Below are 19,775 nucleotides of genomic sequence, written 5' to 3'. Positions count from 1 at the left end.
CGTTGTATGCTGCTCCAGTTGCCCGATCCACTCGGGCCACCCCCCTGGCACCGCCACTCAGATCCTAGATCTTGATTCCGGCATGCAGGGATCAACCGTAAGTGCATCTGAAGTCTTTGGAGTGACCCGTGGCTGCCAACTGCGATGTCTGCGGCAAGGGGCCGAGCTTCGGCAACAGCATCTCGCACTCGCACCGTCGTACGTCCCGTCGCTGGAATCCCAACATCCAGCGCGTCCGTACCGTTGTGAGCGGGACGCCGAAGCGCGTGAACGCTTGCACCTCGTGCATCAAGGCCGGCAAGGTCACGCGCTGACAACCGCTAGCGCGCGGCCACTGCTGGTTCGCTTGCACTGAACCCGTCCACCTTCCGGTGGGCGGGTTTTTTGCTGTCCGGGGACGGGCGGCACCCGGCATCCCGGGGTCGTCCTACGCCGTACGTCCGGGTACGCGGAAGCGCGGCGCACGCCCTCGGGCGCACACCGCACCGGGCTCCGCGGCCGCTCTCAGGACTCGATGTCCCCGAAGTGGTCCCAGCCGCCCTTGCTCGTCCAGGGGGCTCCGTCCACGGTGACCTGGGGAAGCGCCGACGGGTTGAGGACCTCGCCGATCACCTTCCAGCGCGCGGGCAGCTTCACGTCCGGCGGGAACGTCGCGACGATCGCGTGGTCCTCTCCGCCGCTCAGCACCCACTGGATGGGGTCGACGCCGACGGCCTGCCCGATGTCGTTCATCTGCGACGGCACGTCGATGTCCCCGGAGCGGATGTCGATGCGCACCTTGCTCGCCTCGGCGATGTGCCCGAGGTCCGCGATCAGTCCGTCGCTCACGTCCGTCATCGAGGTCGCGCCGAGTCCGGCGGCGGCGGGGCCCGCGTGGTACGGCGGTTCGGGGCGGCGGTGGGCCTCCACGAAGGCGCGCGGCGAGCGGAACCCTCGGGAGAGCACCGCGAAGCCGGCCGCGGACCAGCCCAGCCAGCCCGTCACGGCCACGACGTCACCGGGCTGGGCGCCGCCCCGGGTGACCGGCTCGTGATTGCGCAGATCGCCGAGCGCGGTGATCGCGACGGTGATGGTGTCGCCCCGTACGACATCGCCGCCGACCACGGCCGCCCCCGCGACCTGGCACTCGTCGCGCAGCCCGTCCATCAGCTCGGAGGGCCAGGTGGCCGGGAGTTCGGCGGGCACGACCAGGCCGAGCAGCAGCGCGGTCGGCACGGCGCCCATCGCGGCGATGTCCGCGAGGTTCTGCGCGGCGGCCTTGCGGCCGACGTCGTACGCCGTGGACCAGTCGCGGCGGAAGTGCCGTCCCTCCAGGAGGATGTCGGTGCTCGCCACGACCCTGCGGTCCGGCGCTGCCACCACCGCGGCGTCGTCGCCGGGGCCGACCCGGACCGCCGGGGTGGTGGTGAGACGCGAGGTGAGCTCTCGGATGAGCCCGAACTCCCCCAACTCGCCCACGGTGCCCTTCATGATCGTCGTGCTCCCTCTGTCGCTGCTCGTGCCCGGTCGCGAGCGGTGTCCGTACTCGGTACGGTCGAGTTGACCGTCAACTTGTGCCGTCCCTGCACCCCGGCGCGCAAGCCCCAGTCACCGCGGGTCTCCCCGTGGCGAGCGGCAACGCGATACCGTGGCGTTCCTTTTCCCCACATGATCCTCGTGGCCGCCCTGGAGGTTCCGTGGTACAGGCGTACATCCTGATCCAGACGGAGGTCGGCAAAGCGTCGACCGTCGCCGAGACGATCAGCAAGATTTCGGGGGTGATCCAGGCCGAGGACGTGACAGGACCGTACGACGTGATCGTGCGGGCCCAGGCCGAGACCGTGGACGATCTCGGCCGCATGGTGGTCGCCAAGGTCCAGCAAGTGGACGGCATCACCCGCACCCTGACCTGCCCGGTCGTTCACCTCTAGCCCCCGTCTACCCTTGGCCGGTGAACTTCTTCCGTCACCGGCACGTCGCTCTCCTCGGGCTGCCCGTCATCGCGGTTCTGACCGCGATCGCGGGCTGCTCCTCAGCAGACGACAACACGTCCGTCGCGGTTCCGAGCCCGGGGCAGAAGGCCACCGAGTTGTGCCAGAACCTGGACAAGGCGCTGCCGCGGACGTTGGACGGCCACAGCCGTGAGGACCCGGAGCCCCGGTCCGCGCTGACCGCGGGCTGGGGAAGCCCGGCGACGGCGATCATACTGCGCTGCGGTGTCGAACGGCCTCCGAAGATGACCGACCCGAAGGTGGCCTCGGGCAACGACCCGAAGGCGGTCGGCGGCGGTGTGAACGGCGTCGACTGGCTGATGGAGAAGCGGGACGACGGGTCCACCCGCCTCACCACCGCCCTGCGCAAGACGTACGTCCAGGTCACGGTCCCGAAGACGGACGACCTGTCCGGCGTACTGGTGGGGCTCGCGGCCTCCGTCAAGAAGGCGATCCCCGTGGGGATCGCCGACTGACACCGCGGTACGGCACAGGGCTCAGCGCAGACCTGTCGAGCGGCGCAGCGCCGCCTGAACGAGGCGGTCGACCAACTCCGCGTAGTTCACGCCCGTCTCCTGCCACATGCGTGGGTACATGGAGATCGGCGTGAAGCCCGGCATCGTGTTGATCTCGTTGATCACGAACTCGCCGTCCTCGGTGAGGAAGAAGTCCGCGCGGACCAGGCCCTCGCAGGAGGCGGCCTCGAAGGCCTCGACGGCGAGCCGGCGGACCTCGGCGGTCTGCTCCTCGGTGAGCGGCGCGGGCACGATCCCGTCGGCCGAGTCGATGTACTTGGCCTCGAAGTCGTAGAAGGCGTGCGACTGCACCGGCGGGATCTCGGCGGGGACCGAGGCGCGCGGCCCGTCCTCGAACTCCAGGACGCCGCACTCGATCTCGCGGCCGCGCAGCAGCGCCTCCACGATGATCTTCGGGTCGTGCCGCTGGGCCTCCGCGATCGCCTCGTCGAGGCCGTCGAGGCCGTCGATCTTGGTGATGCCGAACGAGGAGCCCGCGCGCGCGGGCTTCACGAACAGCGGCCAGCCGTGCTCACCCGCGAAGTCGACGATCTTCTTGCGGGCGGCGGACTCGTCCTGCTGCCACTCGCGGGGCCGGATCACCACGTAGGGGCCCACCTTGAGGCCGAACGAGGTGAACACCCGCTTCATGTAGTCCTTGTCCTGGCCGACGGCCGAGGCGAGCACACCCGAGCCGACGTAGGGGACGCCGGACAGCTCCAGGAGGCCCTGCAGGGTGCCGTCCTCGCCGTACGGGCCGTGCAGCACCGGGAAGACGACGTCGACCTCGCCGAGCGCCTTGGGGACCGAACCGGGTTCGCTGTAGACGACCTCGCGGTTGGACGGGTCCACGGGGAGCACCACGACACCCTCGGTGGACTCGGCGAGCTGCTCGACGCTGGGCTGCCTGCGGTCGACGATCGCCATGCGCTCCGGGTCGTCCGCGGTGAGCGCCCACCGGCCGTCCTGGGTGATGCCGATCGGCAGGACGTCGTACTTGGCACGGTCGATGGCGCTGAGGACGGCGCCCGCCGTGACCACGGAGATCCCGTGTTCGGAGCTGCGGCCGCCGAAGACGACAGCCACGCGCGGCTTGCGACGCGGCTGCTCAGGGCTCTGGGTGAGGTTCTCGGTGCTCATATCGGGTTGAGAGTACCCGGTGGCCGTGCGCTGAGTCAGCGCCCCACGACGGCCGTTGCTCAGCGTCGTACGGGCCGTTGCGGAGCGTCGCCCACCCGGCGGTGCGCCGGGGCCCGTTCAGCGCCGTTCGGGCTTGGCGCTGCGCGACATCAGCTCCTTGAGGGCGACGACCGGAGGCTTGCCCTCGTGGACGATGCCGACCACGGTCTCCGTGATGGGCATGTCGACGCCGTGGCGGCGCGCCAGATCCAGCACTGACTCGCAGGACTTGACGCCCTCGGCGGTCTGCCGGGTGATCGCGATGGTCTCCTGCAGCGTCATGCCACGGCCGAGGTTGAGGCCGAAGGTGTGGTTGCGGGAGAGCGGCGAGGAACAGGTCGCGGCGAGGTCCCCGAGGCCCGCGAGGCCGGAGAACGTCATCGGGTCGGCGCCCATGACGAGTCCGAGGCGGGTCGTCTCGGCGAGACCGCGGGTGATGAGCGAGCCCTTGGCGTTGTCGCCGAGTCCCATGCCGTCGGCGATACCGACCGCGAGACCGATCACGTTCTTCACGGCGCCGCCGAGTTCGCAGCCCACGACGTCCGTGATCGTGTACGGGCGGAAGTACGGCGTGTGGCAGGCGGCCTGCAGCCGGCGGGCCACCGACTCGTCGGGGCAGGCGACGACCGCCGCGGCGGGCATCCGCTGGGCGATCTCCTTGGCGAGGTTGGGTCCGGAGACGACGGCGACGCGGTCGGCGGAGACCTTGGCGACCTCTTCGATGACCTCGCTCATCCGCTTCACCGTGCCGAGTTCGACGCCCTTCATCAGGGAGACGAGCACGGTGCCGGGGGCCAGCAGCGGCACCCACTCGGCGAGGTTGGCGCGCAGGGTCTGGGACGGCACGGCGAGCACGGTGAAGTCGGCGGCGCGCGCCGCCTCGGCGGGGTCGGCGGTGGCCCGCAGGTTCTCCGGGAGTTCGATGCCCGGGAGGTAGTCCGGGTTCATCCGCGTGGAGTTGACCGCTTCCGCGAGTTCGGGTCGGCGCGCCCACAGGGTGACGTCGCACCCCGCGTCGGCCAGCACCATCCCGAAGGCCGTGCCCCACGATCCGGTCCCGAAGACGGCTGCCCTGACCGGGTTGCTCACGTGCCCTGCTCCTCTTCCTGCTGTACCTTCGCCCGGGCCGCGGCCCTGCGGCGCTGCGCGATACGCACCTCGCGGGGGTCGTACACCTTCTCGGGCGCCTTCTCGCCGCGGATCAGCTCCAGCTGCGCGGTGACGGCGGCCATGATGACCTCGGTGGCCTCCTTCAGGAGGTCCGGGGTCATCTCCTTGTCGTAGAAGCGCGTGAGGTCCACCGGCGGGCCCGCGAGCACGCGGTGGGTCTTGCGCGGAAGGACGTCGGGCTTCTTGGCGTAGGGCGGGAGCAGTTCGTTGGCGCCCCACTGGGCGACCGGAATCACCGGGCACCTGGTCTGCAGGGCGACCCGGGCGGCGCCCGTCTTGCCGGTCATCGGCCAGCCGTCGGGGTCACGGGTGAGGGTGCCCTCGGGGTAGAAGGCGACGCACTCACCGCGCTCCACGGCGTCGATGGCGGCCCGGAAGGCGCTCAGCGCGTCGGTGCTCTCGCGGTAGACGGGGATCTGTCCGGTACCGCGCATCGCGGCGCCGACGAATCCCTTCCGGAAAAGGCCGGCCTTCGCCAGGAAGCGCGGAACACGCCCCGTGTTGTACTGATAGTGCGCGTACGCGAAGGGATCCACATGCGAATTGTGGTTCACCGCGGTGATAAATCCGCCCTCGGCCGGAATGTTCTCCATTCCGCGCCAGTCCCGCTTGATCAGAACCACCAGCGGCGGTTTGCAGAGAACCGCTGCGAAGCGGTACCAGAAGCCGATTCTGCGGCGGGGCACGCGGACACCTTCCTCTTGGGCCTGGGGGGCCGCACAAGTGTCGCCCCAGGCCGCCTGTCTGTCGAGAACACCGTACGCCCCGGCGTCCGCACCGCCAGGGTCGGCGGGTCACAATAAGGCGTGACGAGAGAGGGCGGAGTGCTCGTGCGGTGGACTGTGGTCATTCCCCTCAAGCCCTTGGCGCGGGCCAAGAGCAGGCTTGCGGACACGGCCTCCGCGGGACTGCGCCCGGCCCTCGCCCTGGCGTTCGCGCAGGACACCGTGGCGGCCGTGCTGGCCTGCGAGGCGGTCGGGGATGTGGTGGTCGTCACGGGCGACCCGCTGGCCGGGCGGGAGCTGGCCGCGCTGGGCGCGCGCATCGTCGCGGACGAACCGGGCGGCGGCCTGAACGCCGCACTGGCGCACGGAGCGGGGACCGTACGCTCCCGGGACCCCGGAAGTGCCGTCGCGGCCCTGAATGCGGACCTGCCCGCTCTGCGCCCCTCGGAATTGACCCGGGTACTGCACGCGGCCGCCGAATTCCCCCGCGCATTCCTGCCCGATGCGGCCGCGATCGGGACGACACTCCTCGCCGCTTCCCCGGGTCTCGAATTGCTTCCGGCTTTCGGCACCGATTCCCGGGCCCGCCATCGTGCGTCGGGTGCCGCGGAACTCCGTCCCGACGCCGTGGATTCCGTACGGCAGGACGTGGACACCGGGGACGATCTGCGGGCGGCGCTGACGCTCGGGGTGGGACCGCGCACGCTCGCGGCGGCGGCCCGGCTGCTGATTCCGGAACAGTAGGCGGGTCCGCCGACGACGGACGGGTGTTCCGGCGGCCGCGTACCGGCGCGGCGGCGGGTTCGTGCCGAGGCGCTGGGCCGGCCGGGGGTCTCCGCGCCCGCGGACCACCTGTGCCACGGCACGGATTCAGCGGATTCGGGGGAGGCACCGCGTCCCGCGCGGCCGTCGGGCGCGCCGCCCGGGGTCAGTAGGCTGCCTCCATGCAGGCGACCTCGTACACGTACGACCCCGAGACCCGCAGCGGACAGGTGCTGCTCGACGACGGAACTCCGGTGCCCTTCGACGGGGCGGCGTTCGACGCCGGCGGGCTGCGGCTGCTGCGGCCCGGGCAGCGCGTGCGGATCGAGACGGAGGGCGAGGGCGAGCGGCGCCGGATCACACTGATCACCCTGCAGACGTTCTGAGAACGCCGCGGGCCGGGCTCCCGAGGGGAGCCCGGCCCGTCGCGTGAGGTATCCCAGCGCCCTGCTTCTAGCGGGCGGTGGCCTTCTTGGCGGTGGTCTTGCGCGCCGTCGACTTCTTGGCGGGGGCCTTCTTGGCCGTCGCCTTCTTCGCCGGAGCCTTCTTGGCCGTCGCCTTCTTGGCGGTGGTCTTCTTCGCCGTGGCCTTCTTGGCGGTGGCCGTGGTCTTCTTGGCGGTGGTCTTCTTCGCCGTCGCCGTGGTCTTCTTCGCGGCCGCGGTGGTCTTCTTCGCGGTCGTCTTCTTGGCGGTGGCGGCCTTGCGGGCCGTCGCCGCCTTCTTGGCGGTGGTGGCCTTCTTGGCCGCGGCCTTCTTCACCGTCGCCGAAGCGCCGCCGGACAGGCTGCCCTTCGGGGCCTTCTTGACCGCGACGTCGTTCTTCGGGAGCTTCTTCGAGCCGCTCACCAGGTCCTTGAAGCCCTGACCCGCGCGGAAGCGCGGCACCGAGGTCTTCTTGACCCGGACGCGCTCACCCGTCTGCGGGTTGCGGGCGTAACGAGCCGGACGGTCGACCTTCTCGAAGGAACCGAAGCCGGTGACCGAGACCCGGTCCCCGCCGACGACCGCACGGACGACCGCGTCCAGTACCGCGTCGACCGCGTCGGCGGCCTGCTGGCGGCCACCGACCTTGTCGGCAATCGCTTCTACGAGCTGCGCCTTGTTCACGTCTTCCCCTTCGGAGACATTGCCCGAACGAATGCGTTCAAGCTTTTTCGCACGTTAGGCAGATATATACCGCAAATCAAACACGAAACGGGCTAATCACCCTTGTGCCGCAACGAACTCGGGCCGCAGCGGAGTTCCTCAGCGTTCCTCTTCGGGGAATCGGCCCTCGTCGAGGTCGTTGGTGAACCGCTCCAGACGCCTTGTCGCATCGGCGAGATCGTGCTTGGCCGCGGCCGTAATGACCAGCAGCTTCCGGGCCAGCGCCATCCGTACGCCCTCCGGGACTTGCAGTGCGCGCACTCTTGTGTGCGCTTCCTTGAGTTGGGCCGCGACTGCCGTGTAGAGCTCGAGTTGGCCGTCGCGTTCCATGCACAGATTGTGCCATCTGGGGCGAGTTGTCGCCTGCGCAGGGGGTAACTGCCGCCTCCCGAGGGCCTCCTGGCGACGCCGGCCGGAAGCTGCGCCACAGTGCGCGTACCCAGGCAAACTCCCTTGTAACTAAGGGAGTTGACAGGTGTCAGGGGGGTGGACGAGGGGCCTTCGAGGGCCGACACAGCTGTACCCCCAACCGTCCACGATTGGGGGTACAGAGGGGTGTTGCGGGTGGCTGAAATCAGTCTTGCCCCGGCCGCGGAACGGCCCTCGGGTCAGACCTGGAGCGTCTTCGGCTTGTGCGAGGGCCGCTTGGCCTCGTACGTGGCGATGTCGCCCTCGTTCTGGAGGGTGATGGAGATGTCGTCCAGCCCGTTCAGCAGCCGCCAGCGGGCGTTCTCGTCGAGTTCGAAGGCGGCGGTGATGCCTTCCGCGCGCACCTCGCGGGCTTCCAGGTCGACGGTGATCTCGGCCTGCGGGTCCTTCTCCACCAGCTCCTGGAGCGCGTCCACGGTCTTCTGCTCCAGAACCACGGTGAGCAGGCCGTTCTTGAGCGAGTTGCCCCGGAAGATGTCCGCGAAGCGGGACGAGAGGACGGTCTTGAAGCCGTAGTTCTGCAGGGCCCAGACGGCGTGCTCACGGGAGGAGCCGGTACCGAAGTCGGGGCCCGCCACCAGCACCGTGGCGCCCTTGCGCTCGGGCTGGTTGAGGACGAAGGACGGGTCCTTGCGCCAGGCCTCGAAGAGGCCGTCCTCGAAGCCGTCCCTGGTCACCTTCTTGAGCCAGTGGGCGGGGATGATCTGGTCGGTGTCGACGTTGCTGCGGCGCAGCGGGACGGCCCGGCCGGTGTGCTTGGTGAATGCTTCCATGACTCTCAGACTCCAGCGGGCACGGGGGCGTCGGACAGGTCGGCCGGGGAGGCGAGGTGGCCGAGGACCGCGGTCGCGGCCGCCACCTGCGGCGATACGAGGTGCGTACGGCCGCCCTTGCCCTGCCTGCCCTCGAAGTTGCGGTTCGAGGTGGACGCGGAGCGCTCGCCGGGGGCCAGCTGGTCCGGGTTCATGCCGAGACACATCGAGCAGCCCGCGTGCCGCCATTCGGCGCCGGCCTCCTTGAAGACCACGTCCAGGCCTTCGGAGACGGCCTGCAGACCGACCCGCGCGGAGCCGGGGACGACCAGCATCCGTACGCCGTCGGCGACTTTGCGGCCCTCGACGATCGAGGCCGCGGCCCGCAGGTCCTCGATACGGCCGTTGGTGCACGAACCTACGAAGACGGTATCGACCTTGATGTCCCGCAGCGGCTGTCCGGCGGTCAACCCCATGTATTCCAGGGCCTTTTCGGCGGACAGGCGCTCCGAAGCGTCTTCGTACGAAGCGGGGTCGGGGACGGCTGCCGAAAGCGGCGCGCCCTGGCCCGGGTTGGTGCCCCAGGTGACGAACGGCGCCAGGGAGGAGGCGTCGATGACGACCTCCTCGTCGAAGGTGGCGTCGTCGTCGGACTTCAGGGTCTTCCAGTACGCGACGGCGGCGTCCCAGTCCTCGCCCTCGGGGGCGTGCGCGCGGCCCTCGAGATAGGCGAAGGTGGTCTCGTCGGGGGCGATCATGCCCGCGCGGGCGCCGGCCTCGATCGACATGTTGCAGATGGTCATGCGGGCTTCCATCGACAGCTTCTCGATGGCGGAGCCGCGGTATTCCAGGATGTAGCCCTGGCCTCCGCCGGTGCCGATCCGGGCGATGATCGCGAGGATGAGGTCCTTTGCGGTGACGCCGTCGGGCAGGTCGCCGTCGACCGTGATGGCCATGGTCTTCGGGCGGGCCAGCGGCAGCGTCTGGGTGGCCAGCACGTGCTCGACCTGCGAGGTGCCGATGCCGAACGCCAGGGCACCGAAGGCTCCGTGCGTGGAGGTGTGCGAGTCGCCGCAGACCACGGTGGTGCCGGGCTGGGTCAGGCCGAGCTGGGGGCCCACCACGTGGACCACGCCCTGCTCCACGTCGCCCAGGGAGTGCAGGCGCACACCGAAGTCGGCCGCGTTCTTGCGCAGCGTCTCCAGCTGGACCCGGGAGACCGGGTCCGCGATGGGCTTGTCGATGTCGAGGGTCGGGGTGTTGTGATCCTCGGTGGCGATGGTGAGGTCGAGCCGCCGCACGGGACGCCCCGCCTGACGGAGACCGTCGAAGGCCTGCGGGCTGGTCACCTCGTGCAGCAGGTGCAGATCGATGAAGAGGAGGTCGGGCTCGCCCTCGGCGCGCCGGACGACATGGTCGTCCCAGACCTTCTCCGCGAGTGTCCTACCCATCGCTTTCCCTCCGACCGGCTTGTGTGGCGCCGGCCCAACTAGAGATTTCCGAGGCGGCAGACGTCCGTACCCCTCGTCCGGACGTCGTCCGCCCGGCCCGTTGGTCCGCGGGCCGTCGTGTCTACAAGGGTGGCGCGTTCCACCGGAAATTGAACTTGCGTTTCACAGAGTGAGACGCGAGTATCGTTTCATGGACAACAGTAGCGGCGTCGGCGTTCTGGACAAGGCAGCCCTTGTCCTGAGCGCTCTGGAGTCCGGTCCGGCCACCCTCGCGGGCCTGGTCGCGGCGACCGGACTGGCAAGACCCACGGCACATCGCCTCGCCGTGGCACTTGAGCACCACCGCATGGTGGCGCGTGACATGCAGGGCCGGTTCATCCTCGGCCCGCGCCTCGCCGAGCTGGCCGCGGCCGCCGGCGAGGACCGTCTCCTCGCGACGGCGGGCCCGGTGCTCACGCATGTGCGGGACATCACGGGCGAGAGCGCCCAGCTCTACCGCCGCCAGGGAGACATGCGTATCTGCGTCGCGGCGGCCGAGCGCCTGTCGGGTCTGCGGGACACCGTGCCGGTGGGCTCCACCCTCACCATGAAGGCCGGTTCGTCCGCGCAGATCCTGATGGCCTGGGAGGAGCCGGAGCGGCTGCACCGCGGCCTCCAGGGCGCCCGCTTCACCGCGACCGCCCTGTCGGGAGTACGACGCCGGGGCTGGGCCCAGTCGATCGGTGAGCGGGAGCCGGGTGTCGCGTCCGTCTCCGCGCCGGTCCGCGGACCCTCGAACCGCGTGGTGGCCGCCGTCTCGGTCTCCGGTCCGATCGAGCGCCTGACCCGTCACCCGGGCCGGATGCACGCCCAGGCGGTCATCGACGCCGCGGGGCGGCTCTCCGAGGCTCTGCGCCGCACCGGCTGACCGGACTTCCCTCTCCCCTACGTTTTCTCGCGCTCCGGGACGGGCCGGCCTCAACGCCGCGGCAGGTCCTCCCTGGAGCACCGAACTCCCTTCGAGGGAAGTCGAGTTGGCGTCACCGTACGAGAACGGTCCGGGAGCGCCGACGAGTCCTGGAACGCCGAAAGGGTCTCCACCGAAGTGGAGACCCTTTCGAACTGCGTACCCCCGACCGGATTCGAACCGGCGCTACCGCCTTGAGAGGGCGGCGTGCTAGGCCGCTACACAACGGGGGCCTTGGATCGTGCGTTTCCGCAGAACCGAGCTGGGCTACCAGGACTCGAACCTAGAATGACGGTACCAGAAACCGTAGTGTTGCCAATTACACCATAGCCCATGGTGGTTTAGACCAGTACCCCCGACCGGATTCGAACCGGCGCTACTGCCGTGAGAGGGCAGCGTGCTAGGCCGCTACACAACGGGGGCCCTAGCGATCCTGCATGAGAGCCAGCGGGTGCGACCCGGACTGTCCCCCTGAGAAGGATCTGTACCCCCGACCGGATTCGAACCGGCGCTACTGCCGTGAGAGGGCAGCGTGCTAGGCCGCTACACAACGGGGGCTTTGCGGAGCTGGTCTCCGCGGTGCAGATGAGCTCTGCGAGCTGGCCTACCAGGACTCGAACCTAGACTAACGGAACCAGAAACCGTCGTGCTGCCAATTACACCATAGGCCACTGAGACACCATCCCCTGAGGGATCTTGTCTTAGCTAGCGCCTCCGAGCTCCGGCCTTTCGGCCCGTTCTCGGCGGCGCAGGAAGAACATTACCTGAAGGTGGACGGCGCTCCAAAACGGGTATCGGCGCCGAGCAGCGAGGGGAGTTCGGCCAGCGAGGCGATGCGGTGCGGGCCCGTCGGCGGACCGTCGGCCGCGATGTGGGCGCCGTCACGGTCGATCCACACGGAGAGCAGACCCGCCTCGGCGGCGCCCCGGCCGTCGATCTCCGGATGGTCGCCGACGTAGGCGACCCGGTGCGGCGGCAGACGCAGGGCGTCGCAGGCCGCGTGGAAGGCGGCCGCCGCGGGCTTGGAGACGCCGAGTTCCGCGGCGCACAGGATCGACTCGAACCGGTCGTGCACCCCGAGGACGCGCAGCTTGCGGTCCTGCACGAGGAGGCTGGAGTTGGACAGGACCGCGTGCCGGTGGCTGCCGACGAGGAGGTCGAGGACGGGCAGGACGTCGGGGAAGAGGGTCCAGGCGGATTCGTAGTGCGTGACGTAGCGGTCGAACCACGCGTCGGCGTCCGCGTCGCTCAGCCGCTCCCCCAGGAACACCCGGACGCGGTCGCGACGCTGGCCCTGCCAGTCCGTCTCACCCGCCGAGAAGCGCGCCCATTGCGCGTCGGTGATCTCACGCCAGCGCCCGAGCGCCTGCTCGACTGAGGTGTGTCCGTCGAGCAGTCCCTCGGCCTCCAGGTGGCCGCGCATGCCGGCGCGGTCCGCCGCCGTGTAGTCGAAGATCGTGTCGTCGATGTCCCAGACCACCGCGTCGATGCTCATGGAACGACCGTATCGCCGCGGCCGGGCGGCTGTCCCCCGGCCGCCCGTCGGGGGCGGCCCGGCAGGGCGTCAGGGCCGGGCGCTCGTCGGTCGCGCGGGGTGGGTACGGCAAGGGGGCGGCGCCCGCAGCGGACACCGCCCCCTGTGCGTACTCCTCGTGGCTATCCGGCGAGCCGGGCCAGGGCGGCGTCGACGCGGGCCAGCGTCGTCTCCTTGCCCAGGATCTCCAGGGACTCGAAGAGCGGCAGGCCGACCGTGCGGCCGGTGACGGCGACGCGGACCGGCGCCTGCGCCTTGCCGAGCTTGAGGCCGTGCTCCTCACCGGCGGCCAGGACCGCCTCCTTGAGGGACTCCGGGGACGACCAGTCGGCGGCGTCGAGCTTCGCGCGGGCCGTGCGGAGCAGCGCGTCGCTGCCCTCCTTCATGGCCTTCGCCCAGGAGGCCTCGTCGAAGACGGGCTCGGGCAGGAACAGGAAGTCGACGTTGTCCGTGATCTCGGAGAGGACCTTCATCCGCGACTGGGCGTGCGGGGCGATGGCCTGCCACTTGGCGTCGTCGAAGTCCTCCGGCGCCCAGGGGGCGAAGGGGGCGCGCAGCCAGGGGGCGCAGCGCTCGGTGAAGTCCTTCACGTCGAGCAGGCGGATGTGGTCGGCGTTGATCGCCTCGCACTTCTTCAGGTCGAAGCGCGCCGGGTTCGGGTTCACGTCCGTGACGTCGAACGCGGCGACCATCTCGTCGATGGAGAAGATGTCGCGGTCCGCCGCGAGCGACCAGCCCAGCAGGGACAGGTAGTTCAGCAGGCCCTCGGGGAGGAACCCGCGCTCCCGGTAGAGGTTGAGCGAGGACTCGGGGTCGCGCTTGGAGAGCTTCTTGTTGCCCTCGCCCATCACGTACGGGAGGTGACCGAAGGCCGGGGTGTCCTTGGCGATGCCCAGCTCGGTCAGCGCCTTGTAGAGGGCGATCTGCCGGGGCGTGGAGGAGAGCAGGTCCTCGCCGCGCAGGATGTGGGTGATCTCCATCAGCGCGTCGTCGACCGGGTTGACCAGCGTGTACAGCGGTGCGCCGTTGGCCCGGACGATGCCGAAGTCCGGGACGTTCTCCGGGAGGTACGTGATCTCGCCGCGCACCAGGTCGTCGAAGGTGATCGCCTCGTCGGGCATCCGGAAGCGGACGATGGGCTTGCGGCCCTCGGCCTCGTAGGCGGCCTTCCGCTCGGCGGAGAGGTCGCGGCAGTGGCCGTCGTAGCCGGAAGGCTTGCCTGCGGCGCGGGCGGCGTCGCGGCGGGCGTCCAGCTCCTCGGTCGAGCAGTAGCAGGGGTAGGCGTGACCCGCCTCCAGCAGCTTCGCGGCGACGTCCCGGTAGATGTCCATGCGCTGCGACTGGCGGTACGGGGCGTGCGGACCGCCGACCTCGGGGCCCTCGTCCCAGTCGAAGCCGAGCCAGCGCATCGAGTCGAGCAGCTGGTCGTACGACTCCTCGGAGTCGCGGGCCGCGTCGGTGTCCTCGATGCGGAAGACCAGGGTGCCTTCGTTGTGCCGGGCGAACGCCCAGTTGAACAGGGCGGTACGGACCAGGCCCACATGGGGGTTGCCGGTCGGGGACGGACAGAAACGTACGCGTGGGGGCACCCCCTTTCCGAGCGGAGCCGAGGAACTGGGGGAAGTCGCGTTAGCCACGCTTGATCACCTTGTTGGTGAGAGTGCCGATGCCTTCGATGGTGACGGCGACCTCGTCGCCGACGTTCAGGGGGCCGACCCCAGCCGGGGTGCCGGTGAGGATGACGTCGCCCGGGAGCAGCGTCATGGCCTCGGTGATGTTGACGATCAGGTCCTCGACGGAGTGGATCATCTCGCTGGTGCGGCCGAGCTGCCGCTGCTGTCCGTTGACCGTGCACTGGATGGTGAGGTCGGCGGGGTCCACGTCCGTCTCCACCCAGGGGCCGAGCGGGCAGGAGCTGTCGAAGCCCTTGGCCCGGGCCCACTGCTTCTCGCGCTTCTGGACGTCGCGCGCGGTGACGTCGTTGGCGCAGGTGTAGCCGAGGATGACGTCCTTGACGCGCTCGCGCGGAACCTCACGGCACATGCGGCCGATCACCACGGCGAGCTCCGCCTCGTGGTGCAGATCGCTGGTGAAGGAGGGGTACTGGATCGGGTCGCCGGAGCCGATCACCGAGGTCGACGGCTTGAAGAAGGCGAACGGGGCGTCGGGTACCTCGTTGCCGAGTTCCCTCGCGTGCTCCGCGTAGTTGCGGCCGAAGGCCACGACCTTGTTGGGGAGCACCGGCGGCAGCAGCCGCACCTTGCTCAGCGGGACCTTCGTACCGGAGAGTTCGAAGTCCGCGAACGGGATGCCCTTGATGATGTCGAGGACGAGCTCGTCCGGCTTGTCGCCCTCGACCGCGCCGAAAGCGACGTTGCCGTCGATGGAGAATCTGGCGATGCGCACGGGATCCTTGCGCCCCTCACTGAGCTGGCTGGAGTCTGACGCTCCAGGCTAACGCGGCAAGGGGTGCGGGCTTCGCGTATGTCCGCCGGGGCGGTCGCCGTGGGGCGGCCGATTCACTCGGCGGCGGCCGCGGGGACCGGGACCTCCATGAGGATGGTGCGGCGGGGGTTGGCGGTCTGGCCCGGAAGGTCGAGCGAGTGCTCCGGCTGCTCCGCGGTCCCGAGGGCGCCGGCGTCGTCGAGGTGCGCCAGCGTGGTGCGTCGCGGGTTGGCAATGTTGCGGAACATCATCGTCGTCTTCACCGTTGTACTCGACCTTGTCGTCCTGGGCGCCGGGGGCGAAGAGCCCCGTATAGGCGCGGGTTGTCGGATTCGCCATCCCTGTAAAGCGTCAGGCTAAACATGCAATTCCCGGGCGAAGCCGTGAAGACGCCATGATCGTAGTGTGAGTTTGCTCACTCACGCAGGGGCAAAGCGGTCAATTGCCACCCCCAACTCCGGGCGACCAAACGGACATTGCTCCACTGAAGCAGCCATTCCGCTCCTGATCATGGCGACTGGGACAGGGGGTGCACGTCAGCGGCTCGTAGGCATACGCCCGGTATGTACGAGATCGCTTTACACATCTCGTGACGCGGCCCTCACATGCTGTCACGGAGGTCACAGCCTGGTACTCGGCCCTTGTTGGAGATCCTGCACTGTGCTGGAATTCCACGGACCGCCGCGGGATACGAACCGGCGCGCAGGGGCGCAACGCAGCGCCGAGTGGCGGCGGGAAAGGGGAGCCTGCGCCGGTCACTCACGACCACACCATGAGGCGCATCTGCGCCTTTGTACGACGCCGACACCGTCCCGCCGTTCGCGCGGAGGGGCGCCTGGTCCAGAGGTTGCGACGCTAGTGCAGGGACGTTTCAAGAGGGATGGCAGCGCTTCGGCGGAGCCGGAGCCGCGCGGCGGGACCGACCGCGGTTCCTCGCCCCAGCACGCCCAGAACCCGGGACCGGCAGAGGTCGGCGGCAGCGGTGGTCAGTCCGCTCGCTCCGGCGCGAAGCCCAAGGCTCCCGCCACCACACCGGCCGCCACGCCGCCGAGCAACCCGGGCCCCGGCCCGCGCGTCGCCCTGCGGAACTGGCGCATCTCGACGCGACTGGTCTCACTGCTCGCGCTCCCCGTGGTCGCCGCGACCTCGCTGGGCGCCCTGCGCATCAACCAGTCGATGGACGACATCCAGCAGCTCGACAACATGAAGCTGCTGACCGACATGACCAAGCAGGCGACCGAGCTCGCCGTCGCGCTCCAGAAGGAGCGTGACCTGTCGGCCGGCCCGCTGGCGCACGGCGCCACGTCCAGCGACTACACGGTCAAGGGCGTCCGCGACACCACGGACGTCGCGAGGAAGCACTTCCTCGCAGGCACCCAGGAAGTCGACGACGCCGCGGCGAAGGGCCAGCTCTCAGGCGTCCGTGACAGCCTCGTCGGCGTCGCGGGCGAGCTGAACAAGCTCGCCGACATCCGCAACGCGGCCTACAACGACACCGACAACGCCACCCAGACCGTCGAGGCGTACCACCGTCTGGTCACCCAGCTCCTCGCGCTCTCGCAGGACATGGCCGAGGCGACCAGCAACCCGGAGATGATCCAGCGGACCCGTGCGCTGTCGGCCTTCTCCTCCGCCAAGGAGTACGCCTCCGTGCAGCGGGCCGTCATCGCCGCCGCACTGCCCGAGCAGCCGAAGACCTTCGGCGTCCTCTCCAAGAACGACCAGCAGTACGCACTCTCCGCGCAGCAGAGTCAGGCGTCGGAGATGACGAGTTTCAAGAGCATCTACGGCAGCGGTTACGCCGAGCTCCTGAAGCCCATCGAGGGCAACAACCCCACCATCGAACAGGCCGACACCTACGCCCGGCGTGTGCTGGCGGGCCCGGACGGTCTGAAGACGCAGGCGAAGCGGTCCTACAAGGACTGGATCGACGACGACACTTCCAAGATCGAGAAGATGTCGACGATCGAGACCACGCTGCTCGGCGAGATGGAGCAGAAGGCCCGTCAGCTGCGCAACGAGTCCGAGAGCGAAGCGATCATCTCGGGTGCGCTGATCCTGCTCGTGCTCGGTGTCTCGCTCGTCGGCGCCTTCGTGGTGGCCCGGTCCATGATCCGCTCGCTGCGCCGCCTGCAGGACACCGCGACCCGCGTCGCCCAGGACCGTCTGCCCGAGCTGGTCAAGCAGCTCTCGGAGTCGGACCCGCAGGACGTCGACACCTCCGTCGAGTCCGTCGGTGTGCACTCCCGGGACGAGATCGGCCAGGTGGCCGCGGCCTTCGACGACGTGCACCGCGAGGCCGTCCGCCTCGCCGCCGAGCAGGCGCTCCTGCGAGGCAACGTCAACGCGATGTTCACCAACCTCTCGCGCCGTTCCCAGGGTCTTATCCAGCGCCAGCTCTCGCTCATATCCGAGCTGGAGTCGCGTGAGGCCGACCCCGACCAGCTCTCCTCGCTGTTCAAGCTCGACCACCTCGCGACCCGCATGCGCCGTAACGGCGAGAACCTTCTCGTCCTCGCCGGTGAAGAGCCCGGCCGCCGCTGGACCCGCCCGGTCCCGCTGGTCGACGTGCTCCGCGCCGCCGCCTCCGAGGTGGAGCAGTACGAGCGCATCGAGCTGTCCTCCGTGCCGACCACCGAAGTGGCCGGCCGCGTGGTCAACGACCTCGTGCACCTGCTCGCCGAGCTCCTCGAGAACGCCACCTCGTTCTCCTCCCCGCAGACCAAGGTCAAGGTCACCGGTCACGCCCTGCCCGACGGGCGGGTGCTGATCGAGATCCACGACACCGGTATCGGCCTGTCCCCCGAGGACCTCGCCGCGATCAACGAGCGGCTCGCCGCGCCGCCCACCGTGGACGTCTCCGTCTCCCGCCGCATGGGCCTCTTCGTGGTCGGCCGTCTGTCGCAGCGCCACGGCATCCGCATCCAGCTCCGTCCGTCCGACTCCGGTGGTACGACCGCGCTGGTCATGCTGCCCGTCGACGTCGCCCAGGGCGGCAAGAAGCCCGTTCCGGGCAAGCCCGGCCAGGGCATGCAGGGTGGCGGACCCGCCGCCGCGCAGGCCTCGGCCGGACTGGCCGCGGCCCGTCGCGGCAGCGGCTCGCAGAGCGGTCCCTCGCTCGGCGCCGGAGCCCCCACGGCCGCCGGCGGTTCCCTCGGTGCCCCGCCGCAGCGCGGACAGGTCGGCGCCGGCCAGGGTCCGCGGGCCGCGCTGCCCGGCAGCAACCAGGGCGGTCGCCCGGGTGCTCCCGGCGGTGCGCGTGGCCAGCAGGGTCCGGGTGCAGGACAGCAGGGCAGGCCGGCTCCGGCCGGTGCCGGCTCGGGCGTCTTCGGACAGAACGCGCAGGGTGCCCCGCAGGGTCTCCAGGCCGGCAACGGCAACCAGCAGGGCTTCGGTGAGACCCCGGGCTCCGCGAACGCCTTCGGTGACACCTCCGGCGGGCGGCAGAACGCGTTCGGCGCGTCCAACGGTTCCGGTGCCCGGCAGCAGAACGGCTTCGGCGACAGCGCCCCCGCCGCCACGCCGCCGCAGGCCGCGCAGCCCCCGCAGACCGGCAAGGGCAGCCGTCGCCGGCCGCAGCTTCCGGGCCGCGGTGGCGCTCGCGCCGAACTGCCCGGTGGCAACACCGCTTCCCGTACGCCGAGTTGGAGCGACGACAACGCGCAGCCGCCCGTGCCGCGCGCTTCCCTCGACGCCCCGCGCGGCCACGAGGACCCCGAGGCCACCTCCCGCATGCCGCGGATCGAGGACCACCAGGGCCCCGCGTCCACCTCGGAGTTCGCCCGTCCCGACTTCGACGCCCCGCGCCCCGGCGCCGGCGCGCCGCAGTACACCGGCCTGAACAACGGCGGGCAGAACGCCAACGGCCAGGGCGGCAACGCTCAGGGCAACGGCGGCCAGAACACCGGGCAGTACCACCGCCCGGACGTGTACGGCACCGGCAGCGCCTCCCCCGTCGGCCAGAACCCGGCCTCCACCGGCCAGTTCGCTCCGCAGGGCTACGGCGCCTCGCAGGATCCGTCGTCCACCGGCCAGTTCTCCGCGCAGGGCTACGGCGCCTCGCAGAACCCGTCGTCCACCGGCCAGTTCGCCCGCCCCGGCTACGGAGCCTCCCAGGACCCCGCGTCCACCGGGCAGTTCTCGGCACCCGGCTACGGCAACCGGCAGGACTCCTCGTCCACCGGCCAGTTCGAGCGGCCGGCCGCCCCTCAGCCGCCCGTCCGTCCGCAGGAGCCCGAGGCGCTTCCGCCCGCGGGTCCCGGTGACGGTCGCACGCCGCTGTTCGACACCCTGGAGACCAACTGGTTCCACGGTCAGGCGAACGGTGCCGGCACGGACGACGCCCACCAGACCAACGGTTCCCAGGGATCGGCGCAGGTCGCCCCTCAGCAGCCGCAGGGTTCCTCGGCGCCGCAGCAGCGACCCGCCGCGGCACCGGCATCCACCTCTTGGCGCAGCTCTCCGAACGACGACCTCGTCAAGCAGGCGGAGCGCGCCCGTAAACCGTCGGCAGGCGGGGTCACCACCTCAGGCCTGCCGCGCCGCGTCCCTCGGGCCAACCTGGTCGCGGGCACGGCACAGCAGCAAACAACGCACCAAACCGGTCCGCAGGTCTCGCGTGCGCCTGATGACGTACGCGGCCGGCTGACCAATCTCCGTAGGGGCATTCAGCAAGGTCGACAGGCCGCTCCCAACGGCCAGACCGGCAGCTTCCCCAGCCCCACTCACCAGCAGGAGCGTTAGTTGAGCCC

The 19,775-nt window shown here is 70.1% G+C and carries 19 protein-coding genes and 5 tRNA genes; 7 read left to right on the top strand and 17 right to left on the bottom strand.

The window, feature by feature from the left end:
* Window positions 1-128: 128 nt before the first annotated feature.
* Complete coding sequence (gene rpmB, locus ACIRQH_RS31235) at window positions 129-314, top strand: 50S ribosomal protein L28 (protein ID WP_358816232.1); 186 nt, start codon at window positions 129-131, stop codon at window positions 312-314.
* Window positions 315-504: 190 nt separating this feature from the next.
* Here rpmB and ACIRQH_RS31230 read toward each other — a convergent pair whose 3' ends face one another.
* Window positions 505-1,470 carry a thiamine-phosphate kinase gene (locus ACIRQH_RS31230; RefSeq protein ID WP_358816231.1) on the bottom strand — a complete coding sequence of 322 codons (966 nt, stop codon included), beginning with the start codon at window positions 1,468-1,470 and terminating at the stop codon, window positions 505-507.
* A gap of 206 nt (window positions 1,471-1,676) precedes the next feature.
* Here ACIRQH_RS31230 and ACIRQH_RS31225 point away from each other — a divergent pair, with 206 nt between their 5' ends.
* Both ACIRQH_RS31225 and ACIRQH_RS31220 read left to right on the top strand, forming a co-directional pair.
* Window positions 1,677-1,910, top strand: coding sequence for an Lrp/AsnC ligand binding domain-containing protein (locus tag ACIRQH_RS31225; RefSeq protein ID WP_358816230.1), 234 nt, complete (start codon window positions 1,677-1,679; stop codon window positions 1,908-1,910).
* A 20-nt stretch (window positions 1,911-1,930) separates the two neighbouring features.
* A complete protein-coding gene (locus ACIRQH_RS31220) occupies window positions 1,931-2,446 on the top strand; it encodes a DUF3515 domain-containing protein (protein WP_358816229.1) in 516 nt (171 codons plus the stop codon).
* Window positions 2,447-2,467: 21 nt separating this feature from the next.
* Here the strand turns inward: ACIRQH_RS31220 and ACIRQH_RS31215 are convergent, their stop codons facing one another.
* From ACIRQH_RS31215 to ACIRQH_RS31205, 3 genes are all read right to left on the bottom strand, one after another.
* Window positions 2,468-3,625, bottom strand: coding sequence for a D-alanine--D-alanine ligase family protein (locus ACIRQH_RS31215; RefSeq protein ID WP_358816228.1), 1,158 nt, complete (start codon window positions 3,623-3,625; stop codon window positions 2,468-2,470).
* Between the two features lie 117 nt (window positions 3,626-3,742).
* Window positions 3,743-4,753, bottom strand: coding sequence for an NAD(P)H-dependent glycerol-3-phosphate dehydrogenase (locus ACIRQH_RS31210; protein WP_388869883.1), 1,011 nt, complete (start codon window positions 4,751-4,753; stop codon window positions 3,743-3,745).
* A complete protein-coding gene (locus ACIRQH_RS31205) occupies window positions 4,750-5,520 on the bottom strand; it encodes a lysophospholipid acyltransferase family protein (protein WP_388869886.1) in 771 nt (256 codons plus the stop codon). The genes ACIRQH_RS31210 and ACIRQH_RS31205 overlap by 4 nt, the downstream gene beginning before the upstream one ends.
* A 144-nt stretch (window positions 5,521-5,664) precedes the next feature.
* On the opposite strand from ACIRQH_RS31205, the gene cofC reads away from it, so the two are divergent.
* Window positions 5,665-6,303: a 2-phospho-L-lactate guanylyltransferase gene (gene cofC, locus ACIRQH_RS31200; RefSeq protein WP_358816225.1), complete on the top strand. Its 639-nt coding sequence runs from the start codon at window positions 5,665-5,667 to the stop codon at window positions 6,301-6,303.
* A 200-nt stretch (window positions 6,304-6,503) separates the two neighbouring features.
* The gene (locus tag ACIRQH_RS31195) at window positions 6,504-6,707 is read left to right on the top strand and encodes a hypothetical protein (protein ID WP_164374126.1); all 204 of its coding nucleotides are present in this window, start codon (window positions 6,504-6,506) and stop codon (window positions 6,705-6,707) included.
* 67 nt (window positions 6,708-6,774) lie between these two features.
* On the opposite strand, the gene ACIRQH_RS31190 is transcribed toward ACIRQH_RS31195, so the two are convergent.
* The 4 genes from ACIRQH_RS31190 to leuC form a co-directional block, all read right to left on the bottom strand.
* Window positions 6,775-7,428 (bottom strand): HU family DNA-binding protein, encoded by a 654-nt coding sequence (locus ACIRQH_RS31190; protein ID WP_358816224.1) that lies wholly within the window; start codon window positions 7,426-7,428, stop codon window positions 6,775-6,777.
* A gap of 138 nt (window positions 7,429-7,566) precedes the next feature.
* Entirely contained in the window at window positions 7,567-7,797 is a 231-nt protein-coding gene (locus tag ACIRQH_RS31185) for a hypothetical protein (RefSeq protein WP_164374128.1), read from the bottom strand.
* Between the two features lie 278 nt (window positions 7,798-8,075).
* A complete protein-coding gene (leuD, locus tag ACIRQH_RS31180) occupies window positions 8,076-8,669 on the bottom strand; it encodes a 3-isopropylmalate dehydratase small subunit (protein WP_358816223.1) in 594 nt (197 codons plus the stop codon).
* 5 nt (window positions 8,670-8,674) lie between these two features.
* Window positions 8,675-10,099 carry a 3-isopropylmalate dehydratase large subunit gene (gene leuC, locus ACIRQH_RS31175; protein WP_388869891.1) on the bottom strand — a complete coding sequence of 475 codons (1,425 nt, stop codon included), beginning with the start codon at window positions 10,097-10,099 and terminating at the stop codon, window positions 8,675-8,677.
* A gap of 190 nt (window positions 10,100-10,289) precedes the next feature.
* Here leuC and ndgR point away from each other — a divergent pair, with 190 nt between their 5' ends.
* Entirely contained in the window at window positions 10,290-11,006 is a 717-nt protein-coding gene (ndgR, locus tag ACIRQH_RS31170; protein WP_355867791.1) for an IclR family transcriptional regulator NdgR, read from the top strand.
* A gap of 199 nt (window positions 11,007-11,205) precedes the next feature.
* Here ndgR and ACIRQH_RS31165 read toward each other — a convergent pair.
* From ACIRQH_RS31165 to ACIRQH_RS31125, 9 genes are all read right to left on the bottom strand, one after another.
* Window positions 11,206-11,278, bottom strand: a tRNA-Glu gene (locus tag ACIRQH_RS31165).
* Window positions 11,279-11,307: 29 nt separating this feature from the next.
* Window positions 11,308-11,379 (bottom strand) — tRNA-Gln (locus ACIRQH_RS31160).
* 16 nt (window positions 11,380-11,395) lie between these two features.
* A tRNA-Glu gene (locus tag ACIRQH_RS31155) sits at window positions 11,396-11,468 on the bottom strand.
* Window positions 11,469-11,530: 62 nt separating this feature from the next.
* A tRNA-Glu gene (locus ACIRQH_RS31150) sits at window positions 11,531-11,603 on the bottom strand.
* A 41-nt stretch (window positions 11,604-11,644) separates the two neighbouring features.
* Window positions 11,645-11,716, bottom strand: a tRNA-Gln gene (locus ACIRQH_RS31145).
* An 89-nt stretch (window positions 11,717-11,805) separates the two neighbouring features.
* Window positions 11,806-12,540: an HAD family hydrolase gene (locus ACIRQH_RS31140; RefSeq protein ID WP_358816221.1), complete on the bottom strand. Its 735-nt coding sequence runs from the start codon at window positions 12,538-12,540 to the stop codon at window positions 11,806-11,808.
* A gap of 161 nt (window positions 12,541-12,701) precedes the next feature.
* Window positions 12,702-14,216: a glutamate--tRNA ligase gene (gltX, locus tag ACIRQH_RS31135; protein ID WP_404228006.1), complete on the bottom strand. Its 1,515-nt coding sequence runs from the start codon at window positions 14,214-14,216 to the stop codon at window positions 12,702-12,704.
* Complete coding sequence (locus ACIRQH_RS31130; protein ID WP_358816219.1) at window positions 14,209-14,985, bottom strand: fumarylacetoacetate hydrolase family protein; 777 nt, start codon at window positions 14,983-14,985, stop codon at window positions 14,209-14,211. The genes gltX and ACIRQH_RS31130 overlap by 8 nt, the downstream gene beginning before the upstream one ends.
* Before the next feature lie 113 nt (window positions 14,986-15,098).
* The gene (locus ACIRQH_RS31125) at window positions 15,099-15,287 is read right to left on the bottom strand and encodes a hypothetical protein (RefSeq protein ID WP_358816218.1); all 189 of its coding nucleotides are present in this window, start codon (window positions 15,285-15,287) and stop codon (window positions 15,099-15,101) included.
* A 595-nt stretch (window positions 15,288-15,882) separates the two neighbouring features.
* On the opposite strand from ACIRQH_RS31125, the gene ACIRQH_RS31120 reads away from it, so the two are divergent.
* On the top strand, window positions 15,883-19,767 hold the full coding sequence (locus ACIRQH_RS31120) for a nitrate- and nitrite sensing domain-containing protein (protein WP_404228002.1): 3,885 nt from the start codon (window positions 15,883-15,885) through the stop codon (window positions 19,765-19,767).
* Window positions 19,768-19,775: the final 8 nt, after the last annotated feature.

It is taken from the genome of Streptomyces sp. NPDC102279 (assembly GCF_044766365.1).
In the GTDB taxonomy this organism is placed as follows: domain Bacteria; phylum Actinomycetota; class Actinomycetes; order Streptomycetales; family Streptomycetaceae; genus Streptomyces.
This window is presented reverse-complemented; position numbering and strand designations above follow the sequence as displayed.